Source organism: Micromonospora sp. 067-2, from assembly GCF_046549295.1.
Lineage (GTDB): Bacteria > Actinomycetota > Actinomycetes > Mycobacteriales > Micromonosporaceae > Micromonospora.
This window is the reverse complement of sequence record NZ_JAJPWB010000004.1, coordinates 466072-491703: the sequence shown is the minus strand read 5'-3', so window position 1 is coordinate 491703 and position 25632 is coordinate 466072. Positions and strand designations below refer to the sequence as shown.

General features: G+C 68.9%; 21 protein-coding genes and 1 tRNA gene. 6 read left to right on the top strand and 16 right to left on the bottom strand.

Annotation, left to right across the window (positions count from 1 at the left end; translation table 11 throughout):
* The first annotated feature begins 66 nt into the window (after window positions 1–66).
* The 3 genes from ACLJN9_RS12050 (at window position 67) to ACLJN9_RS12040 (ending at window position 3617) form a co-directional block, all read left to right on the top strand.
* Window positions 67–2190, top strand: a complete 2124-nt coding sequence (locus ACLJN9_RS12050; RefSeq protein WP_410811302.1) for an MMPL family transporter — start codon at window positions 67–69, stop codon at window positions 2188–2190.
* Window positions 2180–3418, top strand: a complete 1239-nt coding sequence (locus tag ACLJN9_RS12045) for an FAD-dependent oxidoreductase (protein WP_410811301.1) — start codon at window positions 2180–2182, stop codon at window positions 3416–3418. The genes ACLJN9_RS12050 and ACLJN9_RS12045 overlap by 11 nt, the downstream gene beginning before the upstream one ends.
* Before the next feature lie 122 nt (window positions 3419–3540).
* Window positions 3541–3617, top strand: a tRNA-Ile gene (locus ACLJN9_RS12040).
* Window positions 3618–3631: 14 nt separating this feature from the next.
* On the opposite strand, the gene ACLJN9_RS12035 is transcribed toward ACLJN9_RS12040, so the two are convergent.
* A complete protein-coding gene (locus ACLJN9_RS12035; protein ID WP_410811300.1) occupies window positions 3632–4648 on the bottom strand; it encodes a tyrosine-type recombinase/integrase in 1017 nt (338 codons plus the stop codon).
* A 136-nt stretch (window positions 4649–4784) separates the two neighbouring features.
* Here ACLJN9_RS12035 and ACLJN9_RS12030 point away from each other — a divergent pair, with 136 nt between their 5' ends.
* Window positions 4785–5243 (top strand): hypothetical protein, encoded by a 459-nt coding sequence (locus tag ACLJN9_RS12030; RefSeq protein WP_410811299.1) that lies wholly within the window; start codon window positions 4785–4787, stop codon window positions 5241–5243.
* A 373-nt stretch (window positions 5244–5616) separates the two neighbouring features.
* Here ACLJN9_RS12030 and ACLJN9_RS12025 read toward each other — a convergent pair whose 3' ends face one another.
* The 3 genes from ACLJN9_RS12025 to ACLJN9_RS12015 all read right to left on the bottom strand — a co-directional run bounded on the left by ACLJN9_RS12025 (window position 5617) and on the right by ACLJN9_RS12015 (window position 9024).
* The gene (locus tag ACLJN9_RS12025) at window positions 5617–6930 is read right to left on the bottom strand and encodes a pentapeptide repeat-containing protein (protein ID WP_410811298.1); all 1314 of its coding nucleotides are present in this window, start codon (window positions 6928–6930) and stop codon (window positions 5617–5619) included.
* Between the two features lie 743 nt (window positions 6931–7673).
* Complete coding sequence (locus tag ACLJN9_RS12020) at window positions 7674–8204, bottom strand: GNAT family N-acetyltransferase (protein ID WP_410811297.1); 531 nt, start codon at window positions 8202–8204, stop codon at window positions 7674–7676.
* A gap of 109 nt (window positions 8205–8313) precedes the next feature.
* Entirely contained in the window at window positions 8314–9024 is a 711-nt protein-coding gene (locus ACLJN9_RS12015; protein WP_410811296.1) for an SDR family oxidoreductase, read from the bottom strand.
* Window positions 9025–9082: 58 nt separating this feature from the next.
* Between ACLJN9_RS12015 and ACLJN9_RS12010 the strand changes: the two genes are divergently transcribed.
* Window positions 9083–9445: a MerR family transcriptional regulator gene (locus tag ACLJN9_RS12010; RefSeq protein ID WP_410811295.1), complete on the top strand. Its 363-nt coding sequence runs from the start codon at window positions 9083–9085 to the stop codon at window positions 9443–9445.
* 64 nt (window positions 9446–9509) lie between these two features.
* Here the strand turns inward: ACLJN9_RS12010 and ACLJN9_RS12005 are convergent, their stop codons facing one another.
* From ACLJN9_RS12005 to ACLJN9_RS11965, 9 genes are all read right to left on the bottom strand, one after another.
* Window positions 9510–10796, bottom strand: coding sequence for a BNR-4 repeat-containing protein (locus ACLJN9_RS12005; protein ID WP_410811294.1), 1287 nt, complete (start codon window positions 10794–10796; stop codon window positions 9510–9512).
* A gap of 26 nt (window positions 10797–10822) precedes the next feature.
* A complete protein-coding gene (locus ACLJN9_RS12000) occupies window positions 10823–11980 on the bottom strand; it encodes a glycoside hydrolase family 88 protein (RefSeq protein ID WP_410811293.1) in 1158 nt (385 codons plus the stop codon).
* Between the two features lie 328 nt (window positions 11981–12308).
* Window positions 12309–12596, bottom strand: a complete 288-nt coding sequence (locus ACLJN9_RS11995) for a hypothetical protein (protein WP_410811292.1) — start codon at window positions 12594–12596, stop codon at window positions 12309–12311.
* Window positions 12597–12788: 192 nt separating this feature from the next.
* A complete protein-coding gene (locus ACLJN9_RS11990; RefSeq protein WP_410811291.1) occupies window positions 12789–13151 on the bottom strand; it encodes a hypothetical protein in 363 nt (120 codons plus the stop codon).
* A 273-nt stretch (window positions 13152–13424) separates the two neighbouring features.
* Window positions 13425–14189 (bottom strand): alpha/beta fold hydrolase, encoded by a 765-nt coding sequence (locus ACLJN9_RS11985; RefSeq protein ID WP_410811290.1) that lies wholly within the window; start codon window positions 14187–14189, stop codon window positions 13425–13427.
* A gap of 142 nt (window positions 14190–14331) precedes the next feature.
* A complete protein-coding gene (locus ACLJN9_RS11980; RefSeq protein WP_410811288.1) occupies window positions 14332–15516 on the bottom strand; it encodes an NAD(P)/FAD-dependent oxidoreductase in 1185 nt (394 codons plus the stop codon).
* Window positions 15517–15598: 82 nt separating this feature from the next.
* Window positions 15599–16546 (bottom strand): RNA polymerase sigma factor SigJ, encoded by a 948-nt coding sequence (gene sigJ / locus ACLJN9_RS11975; protein WP_410811287.1) that lies wholly within the window; start codon window positions 16544–16546, stop codon window positions 15599–15601.
* Window positions 16547–16620: 74 nt separating this feature from the next.
* Complete coding sequence (locus ACLJN9_RS11970) at window positions 16621–17817, bottom strand: MFS transporter (protein WP_410811286.1); 1197 nt, start codon at window positions 17815–17817, stop codon at window positions 16621–16623.
* Window positions 17818–17893: 76 nt separating this feature from the next.
* A complete protein-coding gene (locus ACLJN9_RS11965) occupies window positions 17894–18373 on the bottom strand; it encodes a hypothetical protein (protein WP_410811284.1) in 480 nt (159 codons plus the stop codon).
* A 251-nt stretch (window positions 18374–18624) separates the two neighbouring features.
* Between ACLJN9_RS11965 and ACLJN9_RS11960 the strand changes: the two genes are divergently transcribed.
* Window positions 18625–19179 carry a Uma2 family endonuclease gene (locus ACLJN9_RS11960; protein WP_410811283.1) on the top strand — a complete coding sequence of 185 codons (555 nt, stop codon included), beginning with the start codon at window positions 18625–18627 and terminating at the stop codon, window positions 19177–19179.
* Window positions 19180–19296: 117 nt separating this feature from the next.
* Here ACLJN9_RS11960 and ACLJN9_RS11955 read toward each other — a convergent pair whose 3' ends face one another.
* The 3 genes from ACLJN9_RS11955 to ACLJN9_RS11945 all read right to left on the bottom strand — a co-directional run bounded on the left by ACLJN9_RS11955 (window position 19297) and on the right by ACLJN9_RS11945 (window position 25618).
* A complete protein-coding gene (locus ACLJN9_RS11955) occupies window positions 19297–23334 on the bottom strand; it encodes a ThuA domain-containing protein (protein WP_410811282.1) in 4038 nt (1345 codons plus the stop codon).
* Between the two features lie 104 nt (window positions 23335–23438).
* Window positions 23439–24662 carry a multicopper oxidase domain-containing protein gene (locus ACLJN9_RS11950; protein WP_410811281.1) on the bottom strand — a complete coding sequence of 408 codons (1224 nt, stop codon included), beginning with the start codon at window positions 24660–24662 and terminating at the stop codon, window positions 23439–23441.
* Entirely contained in the window at window positions 24659–25618 is a 960-nt protein-coding gene (locus ACLJN9_RS11945; RefSeq protein ID WP_410811280.1) for a sugar phosphate isomerase/epimerase family protein, read from the bottom strand. Before ACLJN9_RS11945 ends, ACLJN9_RS11950 begins: the two co-directional genes overlap by 4 nt.
* Window positions 25619–25632 lie beyond the last annotated feature (14 nt).

Here is a 25632-nt window from a genome sequence, read left to right as displayed (position 1 = left end):
GATGGTGGATGTCGGCTTAGGCTCTTGCTGCGTCGATTGATGCGTCGAATCGTGGGGTGAGTGCGAGTGTCCGGAAGAGGGGGACGCGGCCGGGCCACGCTGATCGCGGTGGCGGTCGTGCTCGCCTGGCTGGTCATCGGAGGCGTGGCCGGGCCGTACTCCGGACGCCTCAGCGATGTCGCCACCAACGACAACGCCGCCTTTCTGCCCACCGACGCCGAGGCGACCCGCGCCCAGGACCTCGCCGGCGAGTTCGTCGACCGGCAGACCGTCCCGGCGCTGGTCGTCTACGAGCGAACCGCCGGGATCACCGATGCCGACCGTCAACGGGTGAACGCCGACGCGGCCAGATTCGCCCAGATCCCCGGTGTGGTCGCGCCACTGCCCCCGCCGATCCCCAGCGAGGACGGTCAGGCACTCCAGGTCGTCGTGCCGGTCGACGACGCCGAGGGGGAGGAGATCGGCGCGGTCGTCGACCAGTTGCGCGACATCACCGGCGGTGACCGGGACGGGCTCAGCGTCGATGTCGCCGGACCGGCCGGTCTGCTCGCCGACCTGATCAAGGTGTTCTCCGCCATCGACGGACCACTGCTGCTGGTCACGCTGGTCGTGGTGCTGATCATCCTGCTGATCGTCTACCGCAGCCCGGTGCTCTGGATCTTTCCGCTGCTGGCCGCCGGCATGTCCTACGCCCTGGCGTCGGTCTTCGTCTACCTGCTCGCCGACGCCGACGTGCTGAAGCTCAACGGGCAGGCGCAAGGCATCCTGACCGTGCTGGTCTTCGGCGCCGGCACCGACTACGCACTGCTGATGATCGCCCGCTACCGGGAGGAACTGCACCGGCACGAACGACCCTGGCACGCCATGCGTACGGCGTGGAGGGGCGCCGCGCCGGCCATCATCGCCTCCGGCGGCACGGTCATCGTCAGTCTGCTCTGCCTGCTGCTGTCCAGCCTCAACTCCAACCGGGCGCTCGGCCCGGTCGCTGCCATCGGCATCGCCGCCACCCTGCTGGTCATGCTCACCTTCCTGCCCGCGCTGCTGGTGCTCGGCGGCCGGTGGGCGTTCTGGCCCCGGCGACCCCCGGTCGACCAGACCGACCCGACGGCCGAGCACGGCGTCTGGAGCCGGATCGCCGGCTTCGTCGCCCGGCACGCCCGACCGATCTGGCTGAGCACCGCCGTCGTCCTGGCCATCCTCACGCTCGGCCTCACCCAGCTCGGCGCGACCACCCTCGGACAGTCCGACCTGTTCACCCAGCGCACCGACTCGGTCGACGGCCAGGACGTCATCTCCCGGCACTACCCGGCCGGCACCGGCAGCCCGGCCACCATCTTCGCCACCGAACGGACCGCCCGGCAGGTGGCCCAGGTGGCGCAGGCCGTGCCCGGCGTCGCCGCGGTCCGCCCGGTCGGCGCCGGCCAGCAGACCGGCCCGCCCGACCCCACCGCCGCGCCGAAGGTCGTCGACGGGCGGGTCCAGTTGGAGGCCACCCTGGCCGATCCGCCCGACAGCGACGGCGCCGAGCGGACCATCCGTCACCTGCGGGTGGCCGTACACCAGGTGGCTGGTGCGGACGCGGTGGTCGGCGGCTTCACGGCGATCAACGTGGACACCTCCGACGCCGCGAGGCGCGACCAGGACGTCATCATCCCGGTGGTGCTGGTCGTCATCGCGGTCATCCTGGCCCTGCTGCTGCGCGCACTGCTCGCGCCGCTGCTGCTGATCGGCACCGTGCTGCTCAGCTTCGCCGCGACCCTCGGCCTCTGCGCGCTGCTGTTCCGCCACGCCTTCGACTTTCCCGGGGTGGACTCGTCGTTCCCGCTGTTCGCGTTCGTGTTCCTGGTCGCCCTCGGCATCGACTACAACATCTTCCTGATGAGCCGGGTGCGGGAGGAGTCGATCAGACGCGGCACGCGGCCCGGGGTGCTGGCCGGCCTCGCCGTAACCGGTGGAGTGATCACCTCCGCCGGCATCGTGCTCGCCGCCACGTTCTCCGCGCTGGCCGTCCTACCGCTGGTGGTGCTCGTCGAGTTGGGTACGGCGGTCGCGATCGGGGTACTGATCGACACGATCATCGTCCGGTCGCTGCTGGTGCCCGCGCTCGCGTACGACATCGGGCCGAAGATCTGGTGGCCGGGCCGGATGTCCCGGGCCAACGGTGAACGGGAGGCGCGCGATGCTGGCTGAGACCGACGTCGTCATCGTCGGCGGCGGTCTGGCGGGTCTCGCCGCCGCCCGCCGACTGCACCGCGCCGGCGTGCCCTGGCGGCTCCTGGAGGCCGGCAGTCGACTCGGAGGTCGCGTCGCCACCGACGTCGTGGACGGCTACCTGATCGACCGCGGTTTCCAGGTGCTCAACACCGCCTACCCCCGACTCGGCACGTTGCTGGACACCGACCGGCTCAACCTGGGCTACTTCACCTCCGGGGTGCTGGTGCGCAAGGGCGACGACCTGCTGCGGCTGGTCAACCCGCTGCGTGAGCCGACCGGCGGGCCGCGCACCGCGCTCGCCGGGGTCGGCTCGCTGCGCGACCGACTCCGCTTCGCCGCACTCGCCGCCGGCTGCGCCACCCTGCCCACCTCCCGGCTGCTCGCCGCACCGGAGACCAGCGCCGAGGCGGCGCTGCGCCGGGCCGGGCTCTCCGACACGATCATCGAGGAGCTGCTGCGGCCCTTCCTGTCCGGCGTGTTCGTCGACCGGGAGTTGGCGACCTCCAGCCACGTGCTGGCGATGGTGCTGCGCTCCTTCGCGCGCGGCAGAATCGGCCTGCCCGCCGAGGGGATGGCCGCGCTGCCCCGGGCCATCGCCGACCCGCTGCCGGCCGACCTGATCGACCTGGACACTCCCGTCGCCGAGGTCGTGCCCCGCCGGGTCCGCACCCAGGCCGGTGACATCCACTGCCGGGCCGTCGTGGTCGCCGTCGACCCGCCCGCCGCGGCCGCGCTGCTGCCGGCCCTGGCGACGGTACGGATGCACAGCTACACCACCTACTACCACAGCGCTCCCGAGCCGCCGCTTACCGAGCCGATCCTGCTCGTCGACGGCGACCGACGCGAGCTCGTCGCCAACACCGTGGTGCTCAGCAACGCCGCTTCGACGTACGCGCCAACCGGCCGGCACCTGATGGCCACGTCGGTGGTCGGCCCGACGGCCCCACCCGAGCCGACCGTACGGGTCGAGTTGAGCCGACTGTACGGCCGTTCCACTGCCGACTGGACCCACCTCACCACCGTGTCCATCCCGGACGCGCTGCCCGCCGCACCGCCACCCCAGGGGCGGCTGCGCAAGCCCGTGGCGCTGGGGGAGGGGCTGTTCGTGGCCGGTGACCACCGGGACAGCCCGTCCATCCAGGGGGCGCTGGCCAGCGGCTGGCGCGCCGCCGGGGCGGTCCTGGACGAGCTACGGGCGAGCTAACCGCCATTGCGGAGCGCGCTGTTATATTCCTGTTGCCCATCGTGCTGGTGCAGGGCGTGGGTGCCGGCCGGCTCGGTGCTGGCTGTTGACCGCCGGGCGGGATAAGATCCGGCGCGGTGTTCGGGGCGGTAGCTCAGCCGGTTAGAGCAGGGGACTCATAATCCCTCGGTCGCGGGTTCGAGCCCCGCCCGCCCCACCAAGCAAATCCCCTGATCAGGCATGATGACGACGATCCGTGTGAACCGCGTCGAGGTCCGGGCCGACGCTCTCAGTCCGCACTGAGTCCGCAGCAGCCCGACCCGCCGCCCGGTCGAGGCGGTCCGCCACCTGGTCCAGGTCGTCCTCGAACAGGTCCGCGTACACGTCCAGCGTCATCGCCGCCGAGGCGTGCCCGAGCATCCGCTGCACCGCCTTCACGTTGGCTCCCTCAGCCACCGCCAGACTTGCCGCTGTGTGCCGCAGCTCGTGCGGTGTCAGGCCGGCGAGGCCGATCGACTCCGCAGCCCGATCGAAGACCCGACGGCGAAAGTTGTTGTTGCGCAGCACCCCGCCGGCCGGGGACGTGAACAGCAGCTCGTCACCCGCGCGATCAGCGATCTGCCCAGAGAGCGGCTCGACCAGAAACCGGGGAAGCGGCACCGAACGGCGTTGGTGCGTCTTCGGCGTGCCGAACACGGCCCGACCATTTACCTCGGTCACCGACTCCGCCACGAGCAGCCGACGCTTCACCAGGTCCACGCGTCGCACCCGCAGCGCCGCCAGCTCGCCCCAGCGAAGGCCCGTGTAGGCGAGCACCCTGATGATCAGCCCATGCGGCTCTGCCCCCGCCGCGAGGTCGGCCACCTGGACGTGCGTCAGGAACACCTTCTCGGCGCGGCCCACCCGTGGCAGCCGCACTCCGGTCGTGACGTTGCGGGTCAACCGGCCATCCCGAACGGCGAGGGCCAGCAGCAGCGAGAACACCCGGTGGGCTTGCCGAACGGTGGACGGAGCAAGGCCGGCCTGCGTCATGCGGCGCACCCACTCGCCCACGTCCGCGTGCGTGACTGCCGAAAGCGGGACCCGTTCCCACACCGGGAGCACCTGCATCCGAAGGAGACTGGCGTACCGCTGGCGAGTCGACGGCTTGAGCTGCACCTGATTGGCAAACCACCGGGCAGCCCAGTCACCAACGGTGATCCGGGCAAGGGCCGGATCAACCCACTCACCGCGGGCGAGTGCCGTCTTCATTGAGGCATGCCACCGCTCAGCGTCGACCTTGCGGTCGAAGTGCCGAGCGTGCTCCTTCCGCGTCAACAACGAGCGCGCGGACTACCTCGTCCTTGCTGACTCGGTGCTCGTACTCGACCAAGCCGGAGACGCCCCCGTGGTGGTCACCGACGACCGAGAGGCAATCGTCGGCAGCCACTACCGCGCTGCCATGGACGCCGCCGTTAACGGAACCCCGGAGCACGATCAAGCCCGACGCGAATACATCGAAGCTCTGCGTGCCTACCGCAACCAGCCCGGCGGTTTCTGGGTAGCCGCGGGCGACGCTCAGGCAGCATCCGAAGCCCTCATCGGAAGCCGACCAATCCAGGGCCTCACCAGCGCCGTCCTGCTCAGTGATGGGGCAAGCCGCATCGCGGATCGCTTCGCACTCGCAGACTGGCCGGAAGTTCTCGCCCTCATCACTAAGTCGGGACCAGCCGAAGTCATCAGGCAAGTCCGAGCAGCGGAAGGCAGCGATCCGCAGGGTAGGAAGTGGCCGCGTGGCAAGACCCACGACGACGCCACCCTGGCCTACTGCACTCAGCTTGGCGAGACGGTTTCACTGCCGAATTGACCTTTTAAGAATCAAGGCGGCCCGCAAGCGAGCCGCGCCGGACGCGCTCGGCCTGCTGGCGGCGCAAGCGCCGGCATCGGCCGGCGCGCCGGCCGATTAAGGGCATGCCTCCGGCGGGGGCCAGACGACTCCGAGATGGAGTTGCCGAACGGTTCCGGTTCGTGGGTGGTGGGATGCCATCCCGCCAGCCACCGACCCAGGCGAGCCGAGCAGACCAGGGCCAGGGCGCCAAGGTCGTTCGTCCGGTAGGGCGCTCCACCTTGGCGCCCTGGCCCTGGCCCGCTCCACGGTGTGTGGGTCGGCGGCAGACGGGATGGCGCAGGCGGAGCGCAGCGCGCATCTCCGGGGTGCTCACTGAAGAGACGGGCAGCCATCAGCGATCTTTCTCAGCCGCTTCGGCATAAGGACGCAGCACCTCTGGCGGGTTCTTCACCTGCCCCTTGAAAACTATCCCCTTGGCTGCCGGCGGTTTGCGGAAGTTCACGTCGTCGAAGTCTACGTTTCCCTCCAGGAGACAATTCTCCATAGTGACGTAGCCGGCAAAATTAGATCCTTCGAAGTAGGTATTACCATGGAACGTCGCGTCGTCAAACCAAGCAACACCGTCAAACTCGCAGGCGACGATATAGGCGGTTCCGTAAACCGTCGCTCCACTGAAGAAAGCGCGACGATCGAATGTGCACCCGTGAAGCTGGACGTGACCGTAAAAATTAGCTCCAGTAAAGATCGCATCCTCAACATGGCAATGCCACAAGTCGAGATCATGCAATGAGGCACCCGACAGATCGATGTTCAGGCGACCCCAGTAGTGCAAGCTTGGTGCCGCTTTCCCCGTGTCGAAACTGAGTTTCTTGAGATGTCGGGCCAGCATATCTTGGGCCGCCCTGCGGACCAGCAGCTCTTCTCGCGCGTCCTTGACCTCTGCGCGTTGACTGAGGTCTGGGTTCCCGCTTGCGGCCCCTGTTGGCAGGTCGAAGGGCATGCGGAGGTAAGCGCAGATTATGTCGACAATGCTCTGGCGGTGGGGCGGGTTCCCCTGCGCTACTCGCTCAAGCGAGTAGAGGCCGCCCAGCCGCACAGCCGCACTGCTGCTCCCCAGCTGCTCGACGGCCTTTGAGTAGAGTTCGGTTACTCGACGCTCCGTAGCGTCACTTTCCGTATGCTCGTGGGACCTGGTTGCCAACTCCTGCGCCCGAACCGCTAGTTCATGCGATCTCTCCGCTAGCCGTTGTCGGCGAACAGCTAGAAGTAGAGCTGCTAGCGCACCGCCGCTGGCGACAAATCCCAGACCGTATTTAATCGCCTCCATTTGCAGCTTTGCTTGCTCATTGCCTGGGGAAGCGCTTTTGGCAACCGCCAGCATCACGATCAAAGCGGCGACACCGACGAGAGCGACCGCTGTTGTTGTCGACCCGATGCCAACGTCAGAAAGAATCCAATGAAGCTCGGCTCGCTCGGAGTTCTGCATACCGCCCTTGCCCCGCGCTGACCACTTGGCAATTAGCCGGCGCGAGCGCACTGAAGCGAAAATGCCTAGCCCAGCCGCCATGACAAACGTCGCGGGATGACGTACAAGCCAAGGCCAAACGTTCCACTGCCACGGCGACGCGGCTAGAGTTGCTCCAGCGATCAAGAGGGCAAGACCGAGCGACTGCACGAGGGTGCCGGGCCTGATCCTTCTAGGCATGACTCGATCATCACCCCTGCGTCAACACCGGCAAGCACCAAGAGAGGGTCGGGCGGATGTTGCCGGGTCGGCAGCACGGAGCCGACGAGAGCCGAGAGTGGCCTTGATCTTCAAGGCAGGGCCGTCTCCTTTGGCTAGTGGCTGTACAGCCATCCGTACAGCCAAGAGCACCGTCCGACCCCGACGCCATCCGACAACAACGGACGGCCTCACCAGGTGCGCAGCCACCCGACCAGCCATCGGCGATCTTCTTCTAATCCCGAGGCCATGCAGTCCGCATCCAGTCCGCAAGAGGTCGACGGACGGCGGGGGAGTGGTGAGAGATGTCGAGAGGCGTTTCCGCTGCTAGTAGGCCACTCGGGCAGGTCGCCGGGCCGCCCATCTTGATCTCATAATCCCTCGGTCGCGGGTTCGAGTCCCGCCCGCCCCACCAGCAGTCTTCCCTGGTCAGCCATTTTGCCGGCGACCCGGGCGAAGCGCATCGAGGTCCGGACCGACGCCCTCAGTCCCGCACCGAGTCCGCAGCAGCACGACCCGCCGCCCGGTCGAGACGGTCCGCCACCTGGTCCAGGTCGTCCTCGAAGAGGTCCGCGTACACGTCCAGCGTCCCCGGACGGGGCCAAGGCCGTTCGGCTGGTGCGGCGCTCCGCCATGTCCCCGTCTTGGGACGCTGGACGGTCTGGCGACTGCCCGACGAGGAGATCCGCTTCAACCTGATTGCTGCGCCACTGCGTGTGCTCAGCTCACAACGGCGACGGGTCGTTCCTCAGGCGGCTGTACAGGTACCCGTCGCACCATCGGCCGTCCCGGAACTCACACGCTCGCACCACGCCCTCCAACTGGAATCCGGCCTTTTCCAGAGACTTCTGTTCGGCGATGTTCTCTGGGTGGGTGCCGGCCTGGATGCGCTGTAACGGCGCGTGCGTGAACAGGTAGTCGCACAACATCGCCTGCGCACGCCAGCCAATCCCGTGTCCGCGCCGCTCCGGCAGCAGCGCGATCCCAATCTCCCAGTGCTTGGTCGGGCCACCGAAGTCCCGCAGCGCCCAACTCACGAACCCGGCCGCGACCTGTTCATCCTCTACCTCGACCATGAGCCGGCCGCTTTCCGCCCCGAGGTAACTATCGGTGGCGAAGCGCCGCGCCGGTGCCTGCGGGTCCTTGAATCCGGTCCAGTCCAGGCCGATGAGGCCTGGCTCCGTCGCGAATCGACGGAACATGGCCAAGTCCACTTCGACTACCGGCCGTAACCGAATGGAGTGTTCGCTCGGCATATCATCGCCCCGTTCCGCGATGGACGAGGACGCTCCTCTGCGCCCACCGTGGGCAACCCTACTGGCCCTGGCCACGAGGGATCATCGGCCGCCGTGGACGTCCTCTCCGTCAGCCGAAGAGGGCAGTCGGGATGTCGGCGTAGAAGAGGGCGGGGTCCTGTGACAGGGAGGCCTTGACGTTGGCGGTCGGAGAGTCGGCGATCACTTCGAGTCGGCCCGCTTCCAGGCCGTCCAGAGCCATGGCGACCACCTCGTGGGGCGGGAGTTTGGGGATGTCGTAGGCGGCCATCATGTCGGTGTCGGCGATGGCCAGGGCCAAGGCGGTGACCTGGGTTCTCTGGTCGGCCAGTTCGAGTCTGACGCCGTTGGTGAGAGACCATTCCGCCGCCTTGGAGGCGGCGTAGCCGTTGCTGGCGGGGGCGAAGGTGTACCAGCTCAGCGCCGAGATGACGTTGAGGATCGCGCCGCCGGCAAGTCGGGGGGCGAAGGCCCGAGTGACGTTGAGGGTCCCCCAGAAGTTGGTCTCGAACTCGCGGCGGACATTTTCGATGGAGGAGCCGAGTAGGGGGGCATCTGTGGAGATGCCGGCGTTGTTGACGAGGATGTCGAGGTCGCCGACCTCGGCCGCCGCGGCGTCGATGGACGTCGGGTCGGTGATGTCCAGTTGGAGGGGGACGACGCCAGGGATGTTGATGCGTTCGGGGCGGCGGGCGGTGGCGTAGACGGTGGTGGCGCCGCGGGCGAGGAGAGCCTCGGCGAACGCCCTGCCGAGTCCGCGATTGGCGCCGGTCACGAGAGCTTTTGCACCGTTGATCTGCATGTCGCTACGCTAAAACCTGACGCCGACGTCAGAGGCAAGTATTGCGAGGTGGATCACTGTGCGGATCGGGGACCTGGCAAGCAGGACGCGCGTGAGTGTGCGGGCGCTCCGTTACTACGAGGAGCAGGGTTTGCTGGCCGCGACGCGTAGTGGAAGCGGGCAGCGGCTCTATGCGGACGCGGCGGTCAGCCGCGTGCGGCTGATTCAGCAGTTGTACGGCGCGGGACTGTCCAGCAAGACGATCGCGGAGCTGCTGCCGTGCGTCGATGCCAAGGTGAGCACGCCGGAGTCGCGGGAGCGGCTGGTGTGGGAGCGGGACCGGATCACTACGCAGATCGCCGAGCTGACTGTCGCCCGGGACAGGCTCAACGACATCATCGACGTGACGTCGGGGCCGAGCCCGGAGTGCGACTACCTGTGAGTGTTGGTCCGCGATGCAGGCCGATGCCGGGACAGTGGATCACGGCGAGGCTGTCGCGGTGGCGTCAGGCGCGGACGGCGAAGACGGGCCAGCGTGCGTCGTCGACCGTGTTCCTGGTGGCCTGGTTGATGGTGGACGCGATGACGCTGATCGAGCTGCGGTTTTCCACGAAGTCGGCGTAGAACACCGTGTCCGCCCCTCCGCTGTACGGGACGGCGACGTCGAACCTGGTCGCCACGGCACCGCCGGCCGGCGTCCATCGCTTCGACAGCAGTCGCTTGTTGTCCACGCTCGCGTAGACGATCTCCACGCTGCTTCCGCTCGCGACCAGGTCCTTGAAGTTCGACGTGGTCGAGTCGAGGGTGGTGCTGGTCCAGCCGCTGCCGTTGAAGGTGGCGAGCACGATGCGTCGGGTCGTCCTGGTGTGCACCCCGTACCCGAGCACGATCGTCCCGTTCTCGAGCCGCACCGTCACCGGATTCTCCTCCGGCAGGAACTTGTCGGCCGGGATGTCTGCCGGGTTGGTGGTGACGGCCGTGACCCTGCCCAGCTCGCTGCCGTCGATGGTCGTGCCCAGGCTGGCCCCGGCGACCGTCCGCATGCTCGAGTCGGCGGTGTCGAAGTATGCCGTGTAGATGTTCCTGCCCTGCTTGTTGTGGCCCTGCGGGCCGCCGTGCATCGACCAGGAGAGGTAGATCCGGTTGTCCCGCCGGAAGACACCGAAGGTGTAGACCTCGGCGAACTGGTCGGCGATGCGGCCCGAGTCGATCACCGTCTGCGGCGCCGACCAGGTGTTTCCCGAATCCAGCGATCTGATCACCCGGTACGTCCGGTACGGATAGTGCAGGTCGGTGCTCTGGCTGTAGAAGAGGTAGATCGTGGCACCGACCACGACCGGCTCGGGATAGGTGTTCAGGTCGGTGCTGATCCGCCGTCCCGACCAGGTGCCGGTGATCGACCGCGGCGTGGGGGAGACGTACAGCCAGGCGGCTTTGTTGTGTTGCGCCCGGAAGATCGCCAGGCGTCCGTCGCTGAGCTGGGTCAGCACCGGGTAGTCGTGGTAGGCGTTGTCGTCGGTGAGGTTCAGCGTCGCCACCCTCACCGCAGCCGACCAGGCGTTGCTCGCGTGGTCGTACGCCTTGACGTAGATGTCGTGGTTGGTGCCGCCGTAGGCGGTGAACGTCTTGTTCGCCGTGGCGTCGTAGAGCGCGACACCATCGGTCCGTGGGCAGTTGTACACCCCGGACGCGACCGTCTCCGTGCTGCCGGCGGCCTGGGCCACACCCGGCGTCGCCGCCAGTAGCGCGCCGGTCAGTAGGGCAGCGGTCACCCGCCGCCGAAGGTTCACCATCGGGCGGTCCTCTCTCGATCGATTGCCTACGACGCCAGCTTGGACAACTCCGAGCCACCCAGCAGGAAGGCGCCCACCCCGAAGTCGGCGGTCTTGGTGACCGTGACCGGTTGGCTCGACGACGGTTTGTGCCCGACCCCCTGGACGTAGCCCAGGAACCCGTCGGCCTGTCCCGCGGTGGCGACCATGCCGTTCCAGGCCCGCGCGACCACCGGCAGGTAGGTCGCGCGGTCGAGCAGGCCGACCCGGATGCCGTACGACAGCCCGAAGACGAACAGGGCGGTGCCGCTGGTCTCCGGGCCCGGGTAGTCGGCGGAGTCGCCGAGATTGACGTTCCAGAAGCCGTCGCTGCGCTGGGTACGGGCCAGCGAGCGGGCCACGCCCTGAAGGTTGGCGCGGTATTCCGGCCAGCGGGTCTCGGTGGCGTCGAGCAGGCCGAGGGTCTTGGCGTGCGCGGCGATCGCCCAGCCGTTGCCCCGGGACCAGAAGACCGGCTTGCCGTTCTTCGTGGTGCTCTCGGAGCCACCCGGAACGAACTTGCTGTCCCGGTACCAGAGCTCGGCGGGATAGTCGTACAGCCTGGTGGTCTTCTTGGTGTGGGTGTAGAGGCCGAACATCTTGGTCAGGTACGCGTCGTCGCGCCGGAAGCGGGCCACCCGCGCGAAGACCGGCATGGCCATGTGCAGCGCGTCGACCCAGGTCCAGTCGTTGATCTTGCTCGCCTGGGCGCCGTAGACCATGAGTCGGATCGACTCGTTGGTCGACGTGAGCGTCGCCGGATCGGCCGAGGTGTCGTAGAGGTCGTAGTAGACCTGCCCGGCCGTGTGGTTGTCGGCGTGCCGGGTCGCCGTCCCGCCGTTGAGGCCGTAGTTGGCCTGCTCGGCCCATCGCCGGGCGTAGCTGAGATAGCGGGCCTCGCCGGTGACGCGATGCAGTGCCATGTCGCCGCTGAAGTAGGTGGCGCGCGCCCACTGGTTGTCGCCGGGATCGGCGTGCGCTCCGATCCAGTGGTCGTTGACCCGCCGGCAGACCGCGATGAGGTCGGACCGCGTCGGTAGCGTCGAGGGCACCGCGGCGGCGGCGGGAGCCGGCCCGAGCATCGCGGGTGCCGCACCGACGGCGGCGGCACCGGTCAGGCCAGCCGCACGCAGCAGGGTGCGCCGGCCGATCGTAGCGTCGCTCATCGACGTCTCCCTTGCCGTGTCAGCCGGTCGCCCGCGTTGCAGGGTCCCGCCGAGCTGCCGATCAACCTCGATTCATCTGACCTAAACACCGGTGCTGCGTGGCAAGCACGACCCGCGCGGCGCTCATCCGGTCATACATCTGATGTCTAGTCGAAGACATGGATGGATGTCAACCCGTGCGGCCGCTCGCGCAGGCACTGACCGCCCAAGCGGGATGGGCGGTCCGGTCATGACGCCAGCCGCGGACAGAGCAATGCGCCCGGCAGCAGCCGAGCGCATTGACATCAGCGGAGTCGCGTAGCGGCAGGCCACGGCGATCAGTTCCTGGTCAGAAGGGAGGTGCGTCCTCGCCCATCAACGCCAGCACGACGCCACCCTTGCCGCTCTTGAGACTCTGGACCACGACCCTGCCGGTGCTGCCGTCGGGCAGCTCCAACGTGAAGGTCTTTCCGACCGCGTTCTTGGGGCCGTTGCCGGCGCTGTTGGCGGGTCGGAAGTCGCCTGCCCAGGGCGGGGTCCCACCCCTGCGGGCGGGCTCGGCGAAGAGGGCGGCGGTGCCGGGGGTCCTGGTGCCGTCCGAGGAGAGGAGCACTGAGGCGCTGCGATAGGTAGCCATATGCGCCAAGGATATCCCGGACTGCGCCCTTTCGCGCACGACAACTGCCCCGGAACGCGAACGGCCACGGGAGGTGACCTTGACTTCTGGGACGAGTGACAGCAGTTCCCTCAGATTGAACTCGGTGCCGACATGCGAATCGGCTGTGCCCGCCCGATGACGGTCACAGCCGATCGGCTGGTCGGAGCGCGGTCAGGGCACCGAGCAGGCGGCGTCCAGATCCTTGATGGCTGCTTCCAGTTTCTTCCTGCTGGGCTTGGCATTGGCGGATTTGTTGTACTCGTCGCTCAGGCCCATCATCTCCTGCTGAACCTTGTCGGCAGCAGCGCTGACCGTCTCGCTCGCGCCGATAGAGTGCGCGATGACTGCGGCCGAGCCAGCGGTCCACTGCGCACTCACCGCGATGTGTCCGGCCGGCGGACCGATCTTCTCGGCCTTGGCAATTTTATCCGCGTTGTCCTTAATATCTTTCCTGATGGCGTCGCAGACCTTCGCGGTGGCCGCGTCGTTGGTCGGGGCAGCGCTCGTGGCCGCAGGGGCAGCACTCGTGGCCACTGGGGCCGGCGAGGCTGTGGTTGCCTCCGACGTTGGTTGCGGGTCGCATCCCGACATCACGATTACCGCTGCGACAGACAAACCGCTCAGGACTAACTGGTTCCGGTGCATCGATGTTCCCCCGTGATCTTCAGGTCGGGCTGCACGCTACCAGTCGCGGTCGAAGGGGTAGATCAATTAAGGAGCCCTCTTCATCCTCGGCGGGTGGCGGGCGACCGTGCGGCGTTGACCCACCGGCGCACCGAGGACGAGGCCGGGTTGGGGCTCCCAGATTCAGTCGGGCACGGACAGAAAGGTACTGACGGTGGCGGCGAACTGCGCTTGCGCATCGTGGTGCACGACGTGACCGGCTGGCAGTTCGGCGAGACGGGCCCGTCCGGCGCGACGGGTGATCATCTCGCGGGCGTGCTCGGCGGCCAGCTCATCACTGCGCGTTCCACGGATCAGCAGGGTGGGGCAGCTCACCGAGATCCAGTCCTTCCAGTGGTCCCCGTTGAGTGCCTTCTGGGACGCCACCGTGTCGTCGATGTCGAACGAGAAGCCCCAGCCGTCCTTCGACCGGCGGAAGGAACATTCCAGGTAGGGAGCCGCCGTGCCCAGGGCGGCGGCCAGCGCATGGCGGGTTGGCGCGTGGCGGGGGAGCCTGGTGGTGAACGACCAGTCGCAGTCCACGACCGCGCCGATGTCCTCGACGATCAGCGCGGTCACCCGGTCCGCGTGCCGGCCGGCGTACTGGTAGGCGTTGACACCGCCGAGAGAGTGACCCAGCACCGCCGCAGGGCCGACCCGCAGATGCCGGTGAAAGGCGGCGACATCGGCGACGTAGTCGTCACGCTCATAGCTCTCGGCACGATCCGACGCGCCGTGCCCACGCTGATCGAGGGCGATCACCCGCCACCGCGGTGCCAACGCCTCAGCCAGTGGTGCGAATGCCGACGCTTCGTTGTAGTGCCCGTGAAGAGCCAGGAGCGGAGCACCCGAACCGCCGAAGTCCAGATACGACAGCCTTCGGCGCCCAGCCGTAAAGAACCCACGCATGACCGGGAATGGTAGATCCGAGTACCGATCGCCGTCCAAGTCGATCGGCGGGAGCAGCGCGGACCACAGAGAAGCGTCTCGTGATGATCGTTGAGGCGTCCGCCCCTGTCGATGCTCGACGCAACTCGGTTGGCACCCGTCTCTACGAGGCCGCTGCGCGAATCCCCGTTCGGGCCGTCACGATGCGGTGGCGGCGTACCGGGTACAGCACCGGGTGGGAGATCCCCCAGGCCGCGCCCCTGCAGACGACCTCCTTGTAGCGGGCCGCCAGCCTTCCGGTGAGGAGGGACGGCTTGGCCCGGTCGTCGGCTGTCACGTACTGGATGATGCCGTCGCGGCGGCCGAGGCTGACGCACTGGTTGAAGTAGCGCAGCGGCGCCCTGGGGATCTTCCGACCGGTCAGGCGCGCGGCGATGGCGTCGGCAGCCTGCCAGGCCATCGGGATCCCGGAGGCGCAGGACATCCGCAGTGGCCTGCCACCCGGACCTTCGGCGAGCCCGGCGTCGCCGACGGCGTACACCTCGGGGTGTGAGACCGAGCGCATCGTGGCGTCGACGATGATCTGCCCGGTCGCCGCGACGGTCAGGGTCGTGGCGGCGGCGATGGGGTGGACGGCGAAGCCGGCCGCCCACACGGTCACCTGGGCAGGGATGGCCCGACCGTCGACGGTGATCGCGCCGGTCGCCTGAACCCGCGCGATGTCGGTGTGTTCGTGGACGGTGATGTCGAGGCGGTCGCAGACTCTGTGCAGGTGCTGCTGCGCCTTCTCGTTGAGCCAGTCGCCGAGGCCGGCGCGGACGGCGATCGCGACGTCGAGGTCCGGCCGGGCCTCGGCAATCTCGGTGACCGCTTCGAGGCCGGTGAGGCCGCCGCCGACGACGAGCACGGTCCCGCCGGCTGCGACCTGGTCGAGGCGGTCGCGCAACCGCAGCGCCGAGGGCCTACCGGCGATGTCGTACGCGTGCTCGACGGCGCCGGGAACGCCGTGGTCCGCGGACGCGCTGCCGAGGGCGTAGACGAGCGTGTCGTACGCGATCTCCTCGGCGCCCTGTTCGTCGACGAGCGCGACGGTCCTGCGATCCGCGTCGACGGCGGTGACCCGCGCCGGGCGAACCGTGACGCCGGTGCCGGCGTAGATGTTGCTCAGCGGGCGGGGCTTGAGGTCCTGTCCGGTGGCGAGCTGGTGCATGCGGACCCGCTCGACGAAGTCAGTGTCGGCGTTGACGACGGTGATCTCGGTGTCGCCGGGGTGCAGCCGCCTGGCGAGGCGCCCCGCAGCGGTGGCGCCGGCGTATCCGGCCCCGAGGACGACGATGCGGTGCTTCATGGTGGTACTCCTGTCTCGGTCGTGGTCGCTTCCTGAACCGGACAGCGACGCGATTCCTGACAGGAGTGGGCTATGACCTGGGTCACCAGCCGCCGTGGAGAGGTTCCCCGTGCTCGGAGGCGGCCCACTGGCGCGTGGCCCGTACGAGCTTGTCGGGGTTCACCTGGCTCTGAATGGCAGCGACACCCTCCGATGTCACCTCCAGGGACATGACGCCGAGGACCTGGCCGTCGATGACGACGACCACTGCGGGACCACCGTTGACGACCTCGGCGTAGAACGCGGGGCTGCCGCCGACCAGGTTCCGCTTGACGTCGGTGGGCTTGAACAGTCCGCGCAGGAACCTCGCCACCGCCGGCGCACCAACGAGCGGGCTGGTACGGGCCGGGATCTTGCCGCCGCCGTCGCCGATGCTCGTCACGTCGTCGCTGAGCAGCTCCACCAGCCGGGAGATCTCCCCGCTGGTGGCGGCGGCCAGGAACTCCGCGACGATCGTCCGTACGGCCGCCCTGTCGAGCTCCGCGCGGGCCCGCTCGGGGGTCGTGACACGCTGCTTGGCACGCCGGTAGGTCTGCTGACAGCTCGACTCGGTGACGCCGAGGATCTCGGCGATCTCGCCGTGCGAGTAGCCGAAGGCCTCCCGCAGCACGTACACGACACGCTCCTTGGCCGACAGCCGCTCCATCAGGGTGAGCACCGCTATCGAGACCGACTCGCGCTGCTCGGCGGTGTCGACCGGGCCGAGCATCCGGTCTCCGGCGAGCACCGGCTCGGGCAGCCACGTGCCCACGTAGGTCTCACGCCTGGCCCGTGCCGAGGTGAGCTGGTTGAGGCACACGTTGGTGAGCACCTTCGTCAGCCACGCCTCGGGCGTCTCGACCCATCCCCGATCGGCCGCCTGCCAGCGCAGGAACGTGTCCTGGACGGCATCCTCGGCATCGCTCGCCGAGCCGAGCAGGCGGTAGGCGATCGCCTCCAGGCGCGCCCTGGAGCGCTCGAACAGCTCAACCTCGTCCGGACCGAGCGGCATGCCTCGACAATATCCACGATGCCACCAGCAGCACGAGTGACAGCGGCGCCAGCACGGGGCGAGGGACCTCCGTGTCAGTGGGTCGCAGGACCCGGTCCGGCCGTTCGGCTGGCGTGGCGCGGCCTCAGCGCTCGGTCGGCCGAGGCGGCCGCGGCGCTCAGGCAGATCGCGACGGCGGCGAGGAGCGGCGGCCGGGCACCCAGGTGAACGGCCGCGCCGCCGAGGGGGATTGCCACGACGAGCGGCCCGAACATCGCGGTGTTGGCCGTCGCGGAGACCCGGCCCAGCAGCGCCGACGGCGTGTGCGTCTGCACGGCGGTCACCGCCGCGACCAGGGTCCAGGGCAGGCCAACGCCGGCGACCAGCGCTCCGGCGATCGTGGCCGGCCACCACGGCAGGCAACGCGCCAGGCAGCCGAGGGCGAACAGCATCGTCCCGGCGACGCCGACAGCAACGGGACCGTGTCGAGTGAGCAGCCGGCCGACGATCAGCCCACCGATGATGGAACCGGCGCCCTGCGCGCTGGCCAGCACACCCAGGAAAGTCGTCGGTAGGCGCAGTTCCCTGACGACGATCGCGTAGATCGCCGCGGTCGTGAAGCCGGACATGGCAATCGACACGGCGGCGAGTGCAACCGGCACCCGCGTCGCTCGCTGTCCCAACAGGACCGACAACCCGGTACGCAGGCCATCACGCCGCGCCGTGGGTTGGTCGGGTGGCGTCCGGCTCAGACGTACCGCTGCGTACAGAATGGCGACCAGGACCGGCGCGGCCGCGCTGAGGACGACGACCGCGTGACCGCCGTGCCAAGCGTAGAGGCCCGCCCCGGCCAAAGGAGCGATGAGCTTCGTGCCTTCCTGCGCGCTGGAGCGCCAGCCGTTGACGTCGCCGAGTTCCGTCGGGGACAGCGCGGACGGCAGCAGCGCCGTCTCACCCGCGTCGATCAGCACGTAGCTGACGCCGTAGGCGCACGAAACGGCAAAGATGAGCCAGGTCTGTCCCGGCCCGCGCACCGCGAGGAGCGCCAGCAGCGCGGCGGCCAACAGGAGGTTCACGGCGATGACCACGGGTCGCCGGGGTGCACGGTCGAGCAGACCGCCCAGCCACGGACCGGCGAGGACCGGGGCGTACACGCAGAGCCCGGCGAGGGCCGCGAGGCCGGTAGAGCCGGTGAGGTCGAGGAGCCAGATGCCGGCCACCAGGGTCATGGCGCTGCTGCCGAAGCCGGACAGCAGTGAGATCGCCACGAACAGTCCCGCGTTGCGCCGCATGAGCCCTCCAGGTTGAGCCAAGATGACTCACATCCTGAATATTGAGTCCGGTGCAGGCAAGGCTCTGGCGACTCTGTCAATCAATCGTTGACAGGGCCGCTTTGATCTTCGCTGTGGTGAGGCGAACGGGTGCCGGCAGGCGCTCGCCCGCTTCGGTGAGATCGGCAACGAGATACTGGGCCAACGCGTACAGCGAACCCGGGGCGGCATCCAGGGCGACCTCCACCGTGCTCCGGACGAGCCCCGCCCGATCGAACCGAGCGTCCCAGCGGCGATCTGCGGCGATCCACCGCCCGAGCTCGGCCACGGCGTTTCGCAGCGCCACGATGCGCGGTGCGAACCGGAGGTCGAGCTGCTGGCGTCGTGACCACCGCGCGGCAACCAGTCGCTGCCGGCGCTGCTCAGCGGCCTGCCGGCTGCCGAAACCCAGAGCCGTGGCGATCTGCGCCCACGTCGCGCCGTCGTGACGCGCCCGGTCGATGAGGTCCAACTCCTCCTCGTCGAGGCGGGCGCGGGTGGCACGAACCTCGGCCAACCCGGCCAGCTCCGACGTCATGTGTCAACGCTACATTGACACACTCACGGCGGCACCATCGCACATCCTGCCCGTGACCGAGCAGTACGGGCTCGGCGTGCTCGCGTGGAGCCCCCTTGCGTCAGGCTGGCCGTCGGGCGCGATCCGTGCCCCGGCAAGTGCGTTGGGCGACCTCGCTGGAGTCAGTCGTGTTGCTCAGACGCACGGCCCGCAGCGGTGACGCGCTTCTTCGCTGCGGTGATCGGCGTCGCTGGTCGCCTAGGATAGGGCCCATGAGCGCTGAGGCTGTTGGCATGCACATGCCCGCCGTTGTGACGCTCAACGACGTGGCGGCGATGAACGCTGCCGATGCGAACGGTCACCGCTACGAGACCAGCCCCGAGGGTGTCCTGTCGGTCGTGCCGCCACCCGACTCGGAACACGCCATGATCGCCAGCCGCCTCTTCGCCTGGTTGATCATGGCCGGATGGCCCGCGGATCAGGTGCTTCAGGCCGCCGGTGTGCGCATCTCCGGACCGGACGGTGACGGTGGCCGGATTCCCCACCTCAGTGTGTGGCGTAAGCCGCCGATCCGCAGCGTCTGGGCCACGGTCGCGGACGTCGTACTCGTCGTGGAAATTGTCTCGCCAGGCTCGGAGGCGATGGACTCGGTGACCAAGGTCCGTGAGTACGCGTCGGCGGGGATCCCGCAGTACTGGGTCGTCGACCGGGACGGCGCGCAGACGGTCACCCTGCACCGGCTGAGCCGGGATGGTGCCTACGAGGACTCTGCACGAATGCCGCTGGCCTGGCTGCTCCAGACTGCTCCCGCCGACCATTTCGACTGAACGCCAGCGCGAACAGGGCGACGAGTGGCGCCACCGGCCAGCTGGCCGGTGGCGCCACGTCAGGGACTCTCGGGCGCCGGGTGCGGGAGTGCTGCCCCGCACCCGGCGACCACCTCGCTACAGCACCCGCACCCGCACGTCGCGCAGCTCGATGAGGTCGTTCGTGCCGTGGTTCTGCAACCCGACGAACCCGCTGAGGAACTGACGCAGGTCGGTGGGCGGGTCGCTGGGACGAGACGACGTCTTGCCCGGCGTGTTGTCGAACTCGTTGATCACGACACCGTTGCGGATGATCGTGTAGTGCTGCCCGACCACGCGTACCTCGTAGTCGTTCCACTGGCCCTTCGGGGTCGGTCGGGCCTGGCCCAGGTCGACCGGATCGAAGTTGTAGACCGAGCCGGTCTTCTGGGGCTCACCGGTGGGGCCGTCGTAGATCTGGATCTCGTGGCCGCAGTAGATCGCGACCCAGGCCTCCGAGGACCGGGCCGAACCGACCGTGCCGCAGCTTCCCTCGGGCCGATCCGCCAGTGGAGTACGCGGATCGGGGAACCGGGTGAAGACGCCGCCGTTCGCGTACGTGGTGCCGGCGGAGACGTCGCGGAACTTGAGCCGCAGCGAGAAGTCGGCGTACTCGCGGCCGGCGTACCAGAGCATGCCGAGCCCGCCGCTGCTGCGGATCGAGCCGTCGCCGCGCAGCGCGAACGACCCGCTGGGTGCCTGTCGCCAGTCGGCGAGGGACTTCGCGCTGCCGTCGAAGATGCTGCCGTAACCGGCGACCGTGCCGACGTTCGACTGGGCCGCCGCCTTGTTCAGCGCCGCCGTGTCCTTCTTGTCGAGCACACCGTCGAGGCGAAGCTCGCTGGTGACCCGGTCGACGTGCGCCACGAACTGCTGGTGGTCGGGCCAGCTGCGCTCGTCGTCGATCAGGTCGTTGACCGTGCACCCGCCGCCGACGGCGTAGTTCGCCACCCCGGTGTCGGTGTCGAGCAGGTGCACGGTGGGCCGCGTGTCGGGCGCCGTGCAGCCGACGTCGACCTGCCTGATGCTGGTGGCCACCTCACCGTCGGCGTAGGTCACCTCCAGGGTGACCTGGTGGGCGCCGAAGTCCGTGTACCGGTGGGTGGGGTTGGCCTCCTGCGACGGCGGGGTGCCGTCGCCGAAGTTCCACTCCCAGGCCACGCCTCCGGCGCGGGCGCTGGAGAACTGGACCAGCTTCGGGTCGCTGGACGTGACGGCCCCGATGGTGGCGTCGCTCGGCCTCGGTGTGGCCGAACCCCCGGTGTAGACGATCCGGACCAGCTTCTGGTTGGGGTGCAGGCTGAAGAACCCACCGGCGTAGTCGAGCAGGTAGAGCGCGCCGTCGGGCCCGAACTTGGCGTCCATCCACGACTGCACCTGATTGGCGCCGGTGCCGCCCGGGATGATCGCTCGCAGGTCCTCGGCGAAGGCCGGCCTGCTCTGGTTCTTGACGGCCTTCTTGTCGGCCGTCACGGCGATCCGGTTGTTGGCGTTCGACTGGTCACCGATGAACCACTTGTTGTCCCAGTACGCCGGCCACGCCACGCCACTGGTGGTGTCCACCTGCTCGCGCTGGTAGGTGGGGCCGTCCATGATGGCTTGGCCGCCACCCTTGAGCCACGGCTCGGTGAACGTCTGGTCGTCGAGCTTGTAACTGGGCAACCCCGAGCCGTCCGCGCGCTCACCGAAGACCGGGCCGCCGCCCTGCGGCGAGTACCAGATCATGTTGTTGCGGGCGGGCGGGATGTCGACCAGGCCGGTGTTGCGTGGCGAGGTGTTCTTCAGGTTGTCGCAGTCGTACCAGCCGGTGAGCACGGTGGCGTCGGTGTTGCTGCGGTCCCGGTACGGCTGCTTGTTGCCCATGCAGTACGGCCAGCCCTGGTTGCCGGCGGACGTGATGATGGTCGCCGTCTCGTACTTGGCCGGCCCGAGTTCGGGGTCGGGGGCACCGGCGTCCGGGCCCACCCAGGCGGCGGTGAGCCAGTGGTTGACCGGGTCCCAGGCGATCCGGGCGATGTTGCGGACGCCCATCACGTAGATCTCCGGTCGGGTCTTGCCGCCGCCCTCCTCCTGGCCGGTGAACAGGTTGCCGGCGGGGACGGTGTAGGTGCCGTCGGCCTCCGGGTGGATGCGCAGGATCTTGCCGTTGAGGTCGTTGGTGTTGCCGGAGGTCCGGCGGGCGTCCTGGAACGAGATGCCCGCGTACTCCTGGGTCCAGTTGTTGCCGGAGTAACCGCTGGAGCCGCCGGAGGAGTTGTTGTCGCCGCTGCCGACGTAGAGGTTGCCGCTCTCGTCGAACGTCATGCCACCGCCGGCGTGGCAGCAGCTGTGGATCTGGGTCTCCCAGGCGAGCAGATCCTTACGGGTGCCCTGGTCGATCGACGTGTTGGCGGCGTCGTAGGTGAACCGTGAGATCGTCCGCTTGCCGACGCGCCGCTCGCGGTCGATCGAGTCGTGCGGCATCCAGTACGCGTAGACCCAGCCGTTCTCCTCGAACTTCGGGTCGAGGGTGATGCCGAGCAGACCCTCCTCGTTCTTGACCAGCTCGCTGCCGCTGCCCCGGTTGCCCATCACGGGCAACGTGGTGAGCAGCTTGACCTGCTTGGTCTGCGGATCCCACTGGTGGATGGTGCCGCAGCCCAGGCCGACCTTGGGGTCGTCCCAGCTGACGATCGGGCCGGTGGGGCAGGCCGCCTTGCCGACGTAGAAGACCGTGCCGTCCGGGGCCACGGTCAGCCCGTGCGGTTCGCCGACCTGGTCGAGCTGGCCAGGCTGGTTGGCCGCGGTCAACCGCTCGACGCGGTAGTTGGCGGCGATGGTCGCCTGACAGTCACCGCGGACCATCCCGGCGGCCCACTTGATCGCACCGGTCAGGTGGCGTTGGAACTGCTGGTCGCCCGACCAGCTGTTTCCGGTGCGGCCCATGCCGGTGTAGAACGAGCGGCCGCCGTCGTAGTCCTGGCACCAGGAGATCGGGTGGAACGACCCGTTGCCGCTCAGCCCCGGCCGGTAGGTGCCCTCCTCGACCTGCGCGACGGTGTGCACCTTGCCGAGCGGGCTCGGATCCCAGTTGATCCACTGGTCGGAGCGGGTCAGCGTGAGCGGCAGACCCTTGTTGGCCGGGTGCTGCCGGTCGACGAGGTCGACCACCGCCTCCTGCACGCCGGCGTCGGGCGTGGGGCCGGCGTCCGGGCCGATCAACCACAGCTCGGCCAGCTGGATCGACGGCTCACCGGCGTTCGCCGTCACGTTCAGCCGGTAGTGCTGGTAGGGCGTGGTGTTGGCGAAGGTGTACTGCTTGGTCTGGAACCGCTGGCCGAAGCTCTCACCCGTACGCTTGTCCAGGTCGGTCCAGGTCGTACCGTCCGTGGAACCCTGCAGGGTCCAGTCCTTCGGGTCGCGGCCGGGGAAGTCGTTGGCCGAGGTCAGCGCGTACCGACTCACCGCCACGGGCTTGGCGAGCTGCGCGGTCAGCGAGGCGGTGTTCGTGAAGACCAGCCACTTGGTGCCGGTCGACCCGTCGACCGCCTTCGCTGCCGTCTCGTTCGGCGCGTTCTCGCCGCTCGCCGTGGCGGAGACGACCTTCTCGGCGTTCGGCAGGCTGGTTCCCGGCCGCGCGCCGAGCAGGCCGGTGAACCAGGTCGAGCTGGGTTGGGCGCGCACGGCGTCGTGGACCCCGACGAAACCACCACCCCCCTTGATGTACGCCTGGAAGGCCGCCTCCTGGGCGTCGTTCAACGTGACGCCGTTGGCGGAGAGGAACACGACCCCGCGGTAGCGGGCCAGATTGTCGAAGGTGAACACCCCGGGGTCGGCCGAGGTGTCGACCGTGAAGGCGTTCTGACGGCCCAACTTCTTGATCGACTCGGCGGCCTGCGCGACGGGGTCGTCCTGCTTGCCGGCTGCGCCGTGGAAGACCAGCACCCGGACGGCCGCGGCGGCCGCCGGTGCGGCCGGTGCCGCCTGGGCGGCCTGGCCGGGCAGGGGTTGCAGGCCGAGCGCCAGGGCGGCGACGCCGGCGAGGGCGACGGCCCGACGGAGCAGACCGCGCCGACGGTGCGGTAGTGCGACGGGCATGGTCGGATCGGGTCGGCGGCCGGGTTCCGTGGTGATCGGGGACGGGTGGTCGTGAGCCATCTAGACTCCTTCAGGTCGAAGGCTGGCCTGGGCTGTCCGGGCGATGTGGCGGTGCCGGGCGCCCGCGTGGCCGTCGCATCCGACGGCCACGCGGATCGGTGACATCACCTGTGCTGGTGGGTGGCTTGTTGGCCGCCGCTGGCCGGCTGTGCGGCCCCGTTGGCCGGTGCGGCGTTCGGTGCGGCGTTGCCGGCGCCTCTCGCTGCGGCCCCGGCGTGGGCGTGGTCGTGGCCCGGCGGCATGTTCCCGTTCTCGTCCAGCACGTGCAGCATCGTGGACATGCCGGCATCCGAGTGGAACTGCATGTGGCAGTGCACCATCCAGTGCCCCGGCCCGACCGAGTCACCGGCCGTCACCTGGACCCCGAACGAGTCACCCGGGCCGAGCGTCTTGTTGTCGATGATCTGCACCGAGTCGACGTCCCCCTGGGTGGGTAGTCGTCCGGTGCGGGTGTCGGCCCAGGAGTGCCCGTGCACGTGGAACGTGTGCATGTCGTTGCCGATGCCGACGACGATGAACTCGACCTTCTCTCCCTTGCGGGCGATGAGGCAGGTGGGGCCGGGCTGCGGGTTCGTCTCGTCGCAGGTGTCGGTGGCGGCACCCCGGCGCAGGTTGATGCTCTGCTGGTCACCGAAGACGGTCACGTACGTCCGATCGGGCTTCGGGTCGCCCGACCGCCGGACGACCAGGCCGCCGAAGAGGCCGGCACCGAGCCCCTGGGTGCCGTGCGGGCCACCCACCACGTGGTCGTGGTACCACCAGTAGCCGGCCGTGCCGGGGGAGCCGGTGGCCTTGTTGCGCTTCGCGGCGTACCAGGTGTAGGTGCGCGACTGGCCGGGCGGCACGTACGAGGAACTCTGCGCCGTGCCGTCGGACAGCTGGGTGTACTTCACCCCGTGCACGTGCAGGGAGACGCCGAGCGGGTGCAACGGGTTGGTGCGCAGCTGCTCCAGCGTCGCGACGGGCACCTGGTTGTAGAGGGTGATGGAGAGGCACTCACCCTCGGTCATCTCCATGGTCGGGCCCGGATAGGAGGCCGTCTCCGGTGTCAGGCCGTAGCCGAGCCGGATCAGGTTGCCGTCGCGGGGCAGTTCCACCGCGTACAGCTTGATGCTGCGGTCGGGTCGGTCGCACCCGTCGGGTCGTTCGGGCAGCGCGACGGCGGCGGAGTCGGCGGCGGCGAGTCCGCCGGCGCCCACGAGGGTGAGCAGCAGGACCGCGGCCATGACCAGCATCCGACGGCTGACCGAGCCGGACCGGCGCGGCGAGGCCGGGGTCTGCGGGTGCGGCTGCGGGTCCTCGACCAGCCGCCACGCGGAGGTGGTCACTTCGGGGCCCGCAGCTGGCGCAGCCGCCGGTAGCTGCGTTGGGCGGCGCCCAACGAGCCGGGCGGGTTGGGCTGGGCGTTCGGCGCCGAGTCCTGCTCCCACAGGAACTCGAAGCGCTGCCGGTCCTTCAGCTCACTGAGGAACTCGGTGTACGGAATGACGCCGGCGCCGAACTCGACGTCGAGATAGGAGTTGCCCTGCTGCGGGTCGGGCAGCGGGACGCCGTCCTTGACGTGGAACAGCGGGTAGCGCTCCGGGTGGGCGTTGATGTAGTCGACCGGCTTGAAACCCGGGTACTTACGGGCCCCGCCGTACGCCCAGAGGATGTCCATCTCCAGGAACACGTAGCGGGGGTCGGTCAGCTGCAGGAACAGGTCGTACAGCCGGACGCTGGGCTGGTCGACCGCGAAGCTGAACTCGATGGTGTGGTTGTGCTGGTAGAGCTTGATGCCCCGCGCGGTGGCGGCCTCGCCCCAGGCGTTGAACTCCGCCGCCGCCGCCTGGTATCCGGCGATCGTGCGGTTGTTGGTGGGCGCCGAGGCGGTGCCGAGGGCGGGCATGCCGAGGATCTCGGCGATGTCGAGCTCCTGCTGCAGGTTGGTGCGGAAGTCACCCAGGCCGCGGTGGCTGCCCGCCGCCTTCAGACCGTTGTCGTCGAGCAGCCGGCGGATCTGCTGGGGCGTGATCGTGCCGACGCGATCCTGGGTGTAGCCGGCGAACTCGACCTCGCGGTAGCCGATCCGGGACAGCTCCTCGAAGACGGCGGCGAACCCGACCTGGGCGATCCGGTCGCGGACGCTGTAGAGCTGGATGCCGAGGTGGTCCTTCGGGATCAGTCGGCCCTTCTCGCCCGCGAGGGCGGCCGGGGCGTCGACGAGGCTGGCGGCGCTGACCGCCACCGTGGAGGCGGCGAGCCCCCGCAGCAACGTCCGGCGGTCGATCTTCTGCTGTGCCATGGTGATGGTCCCTT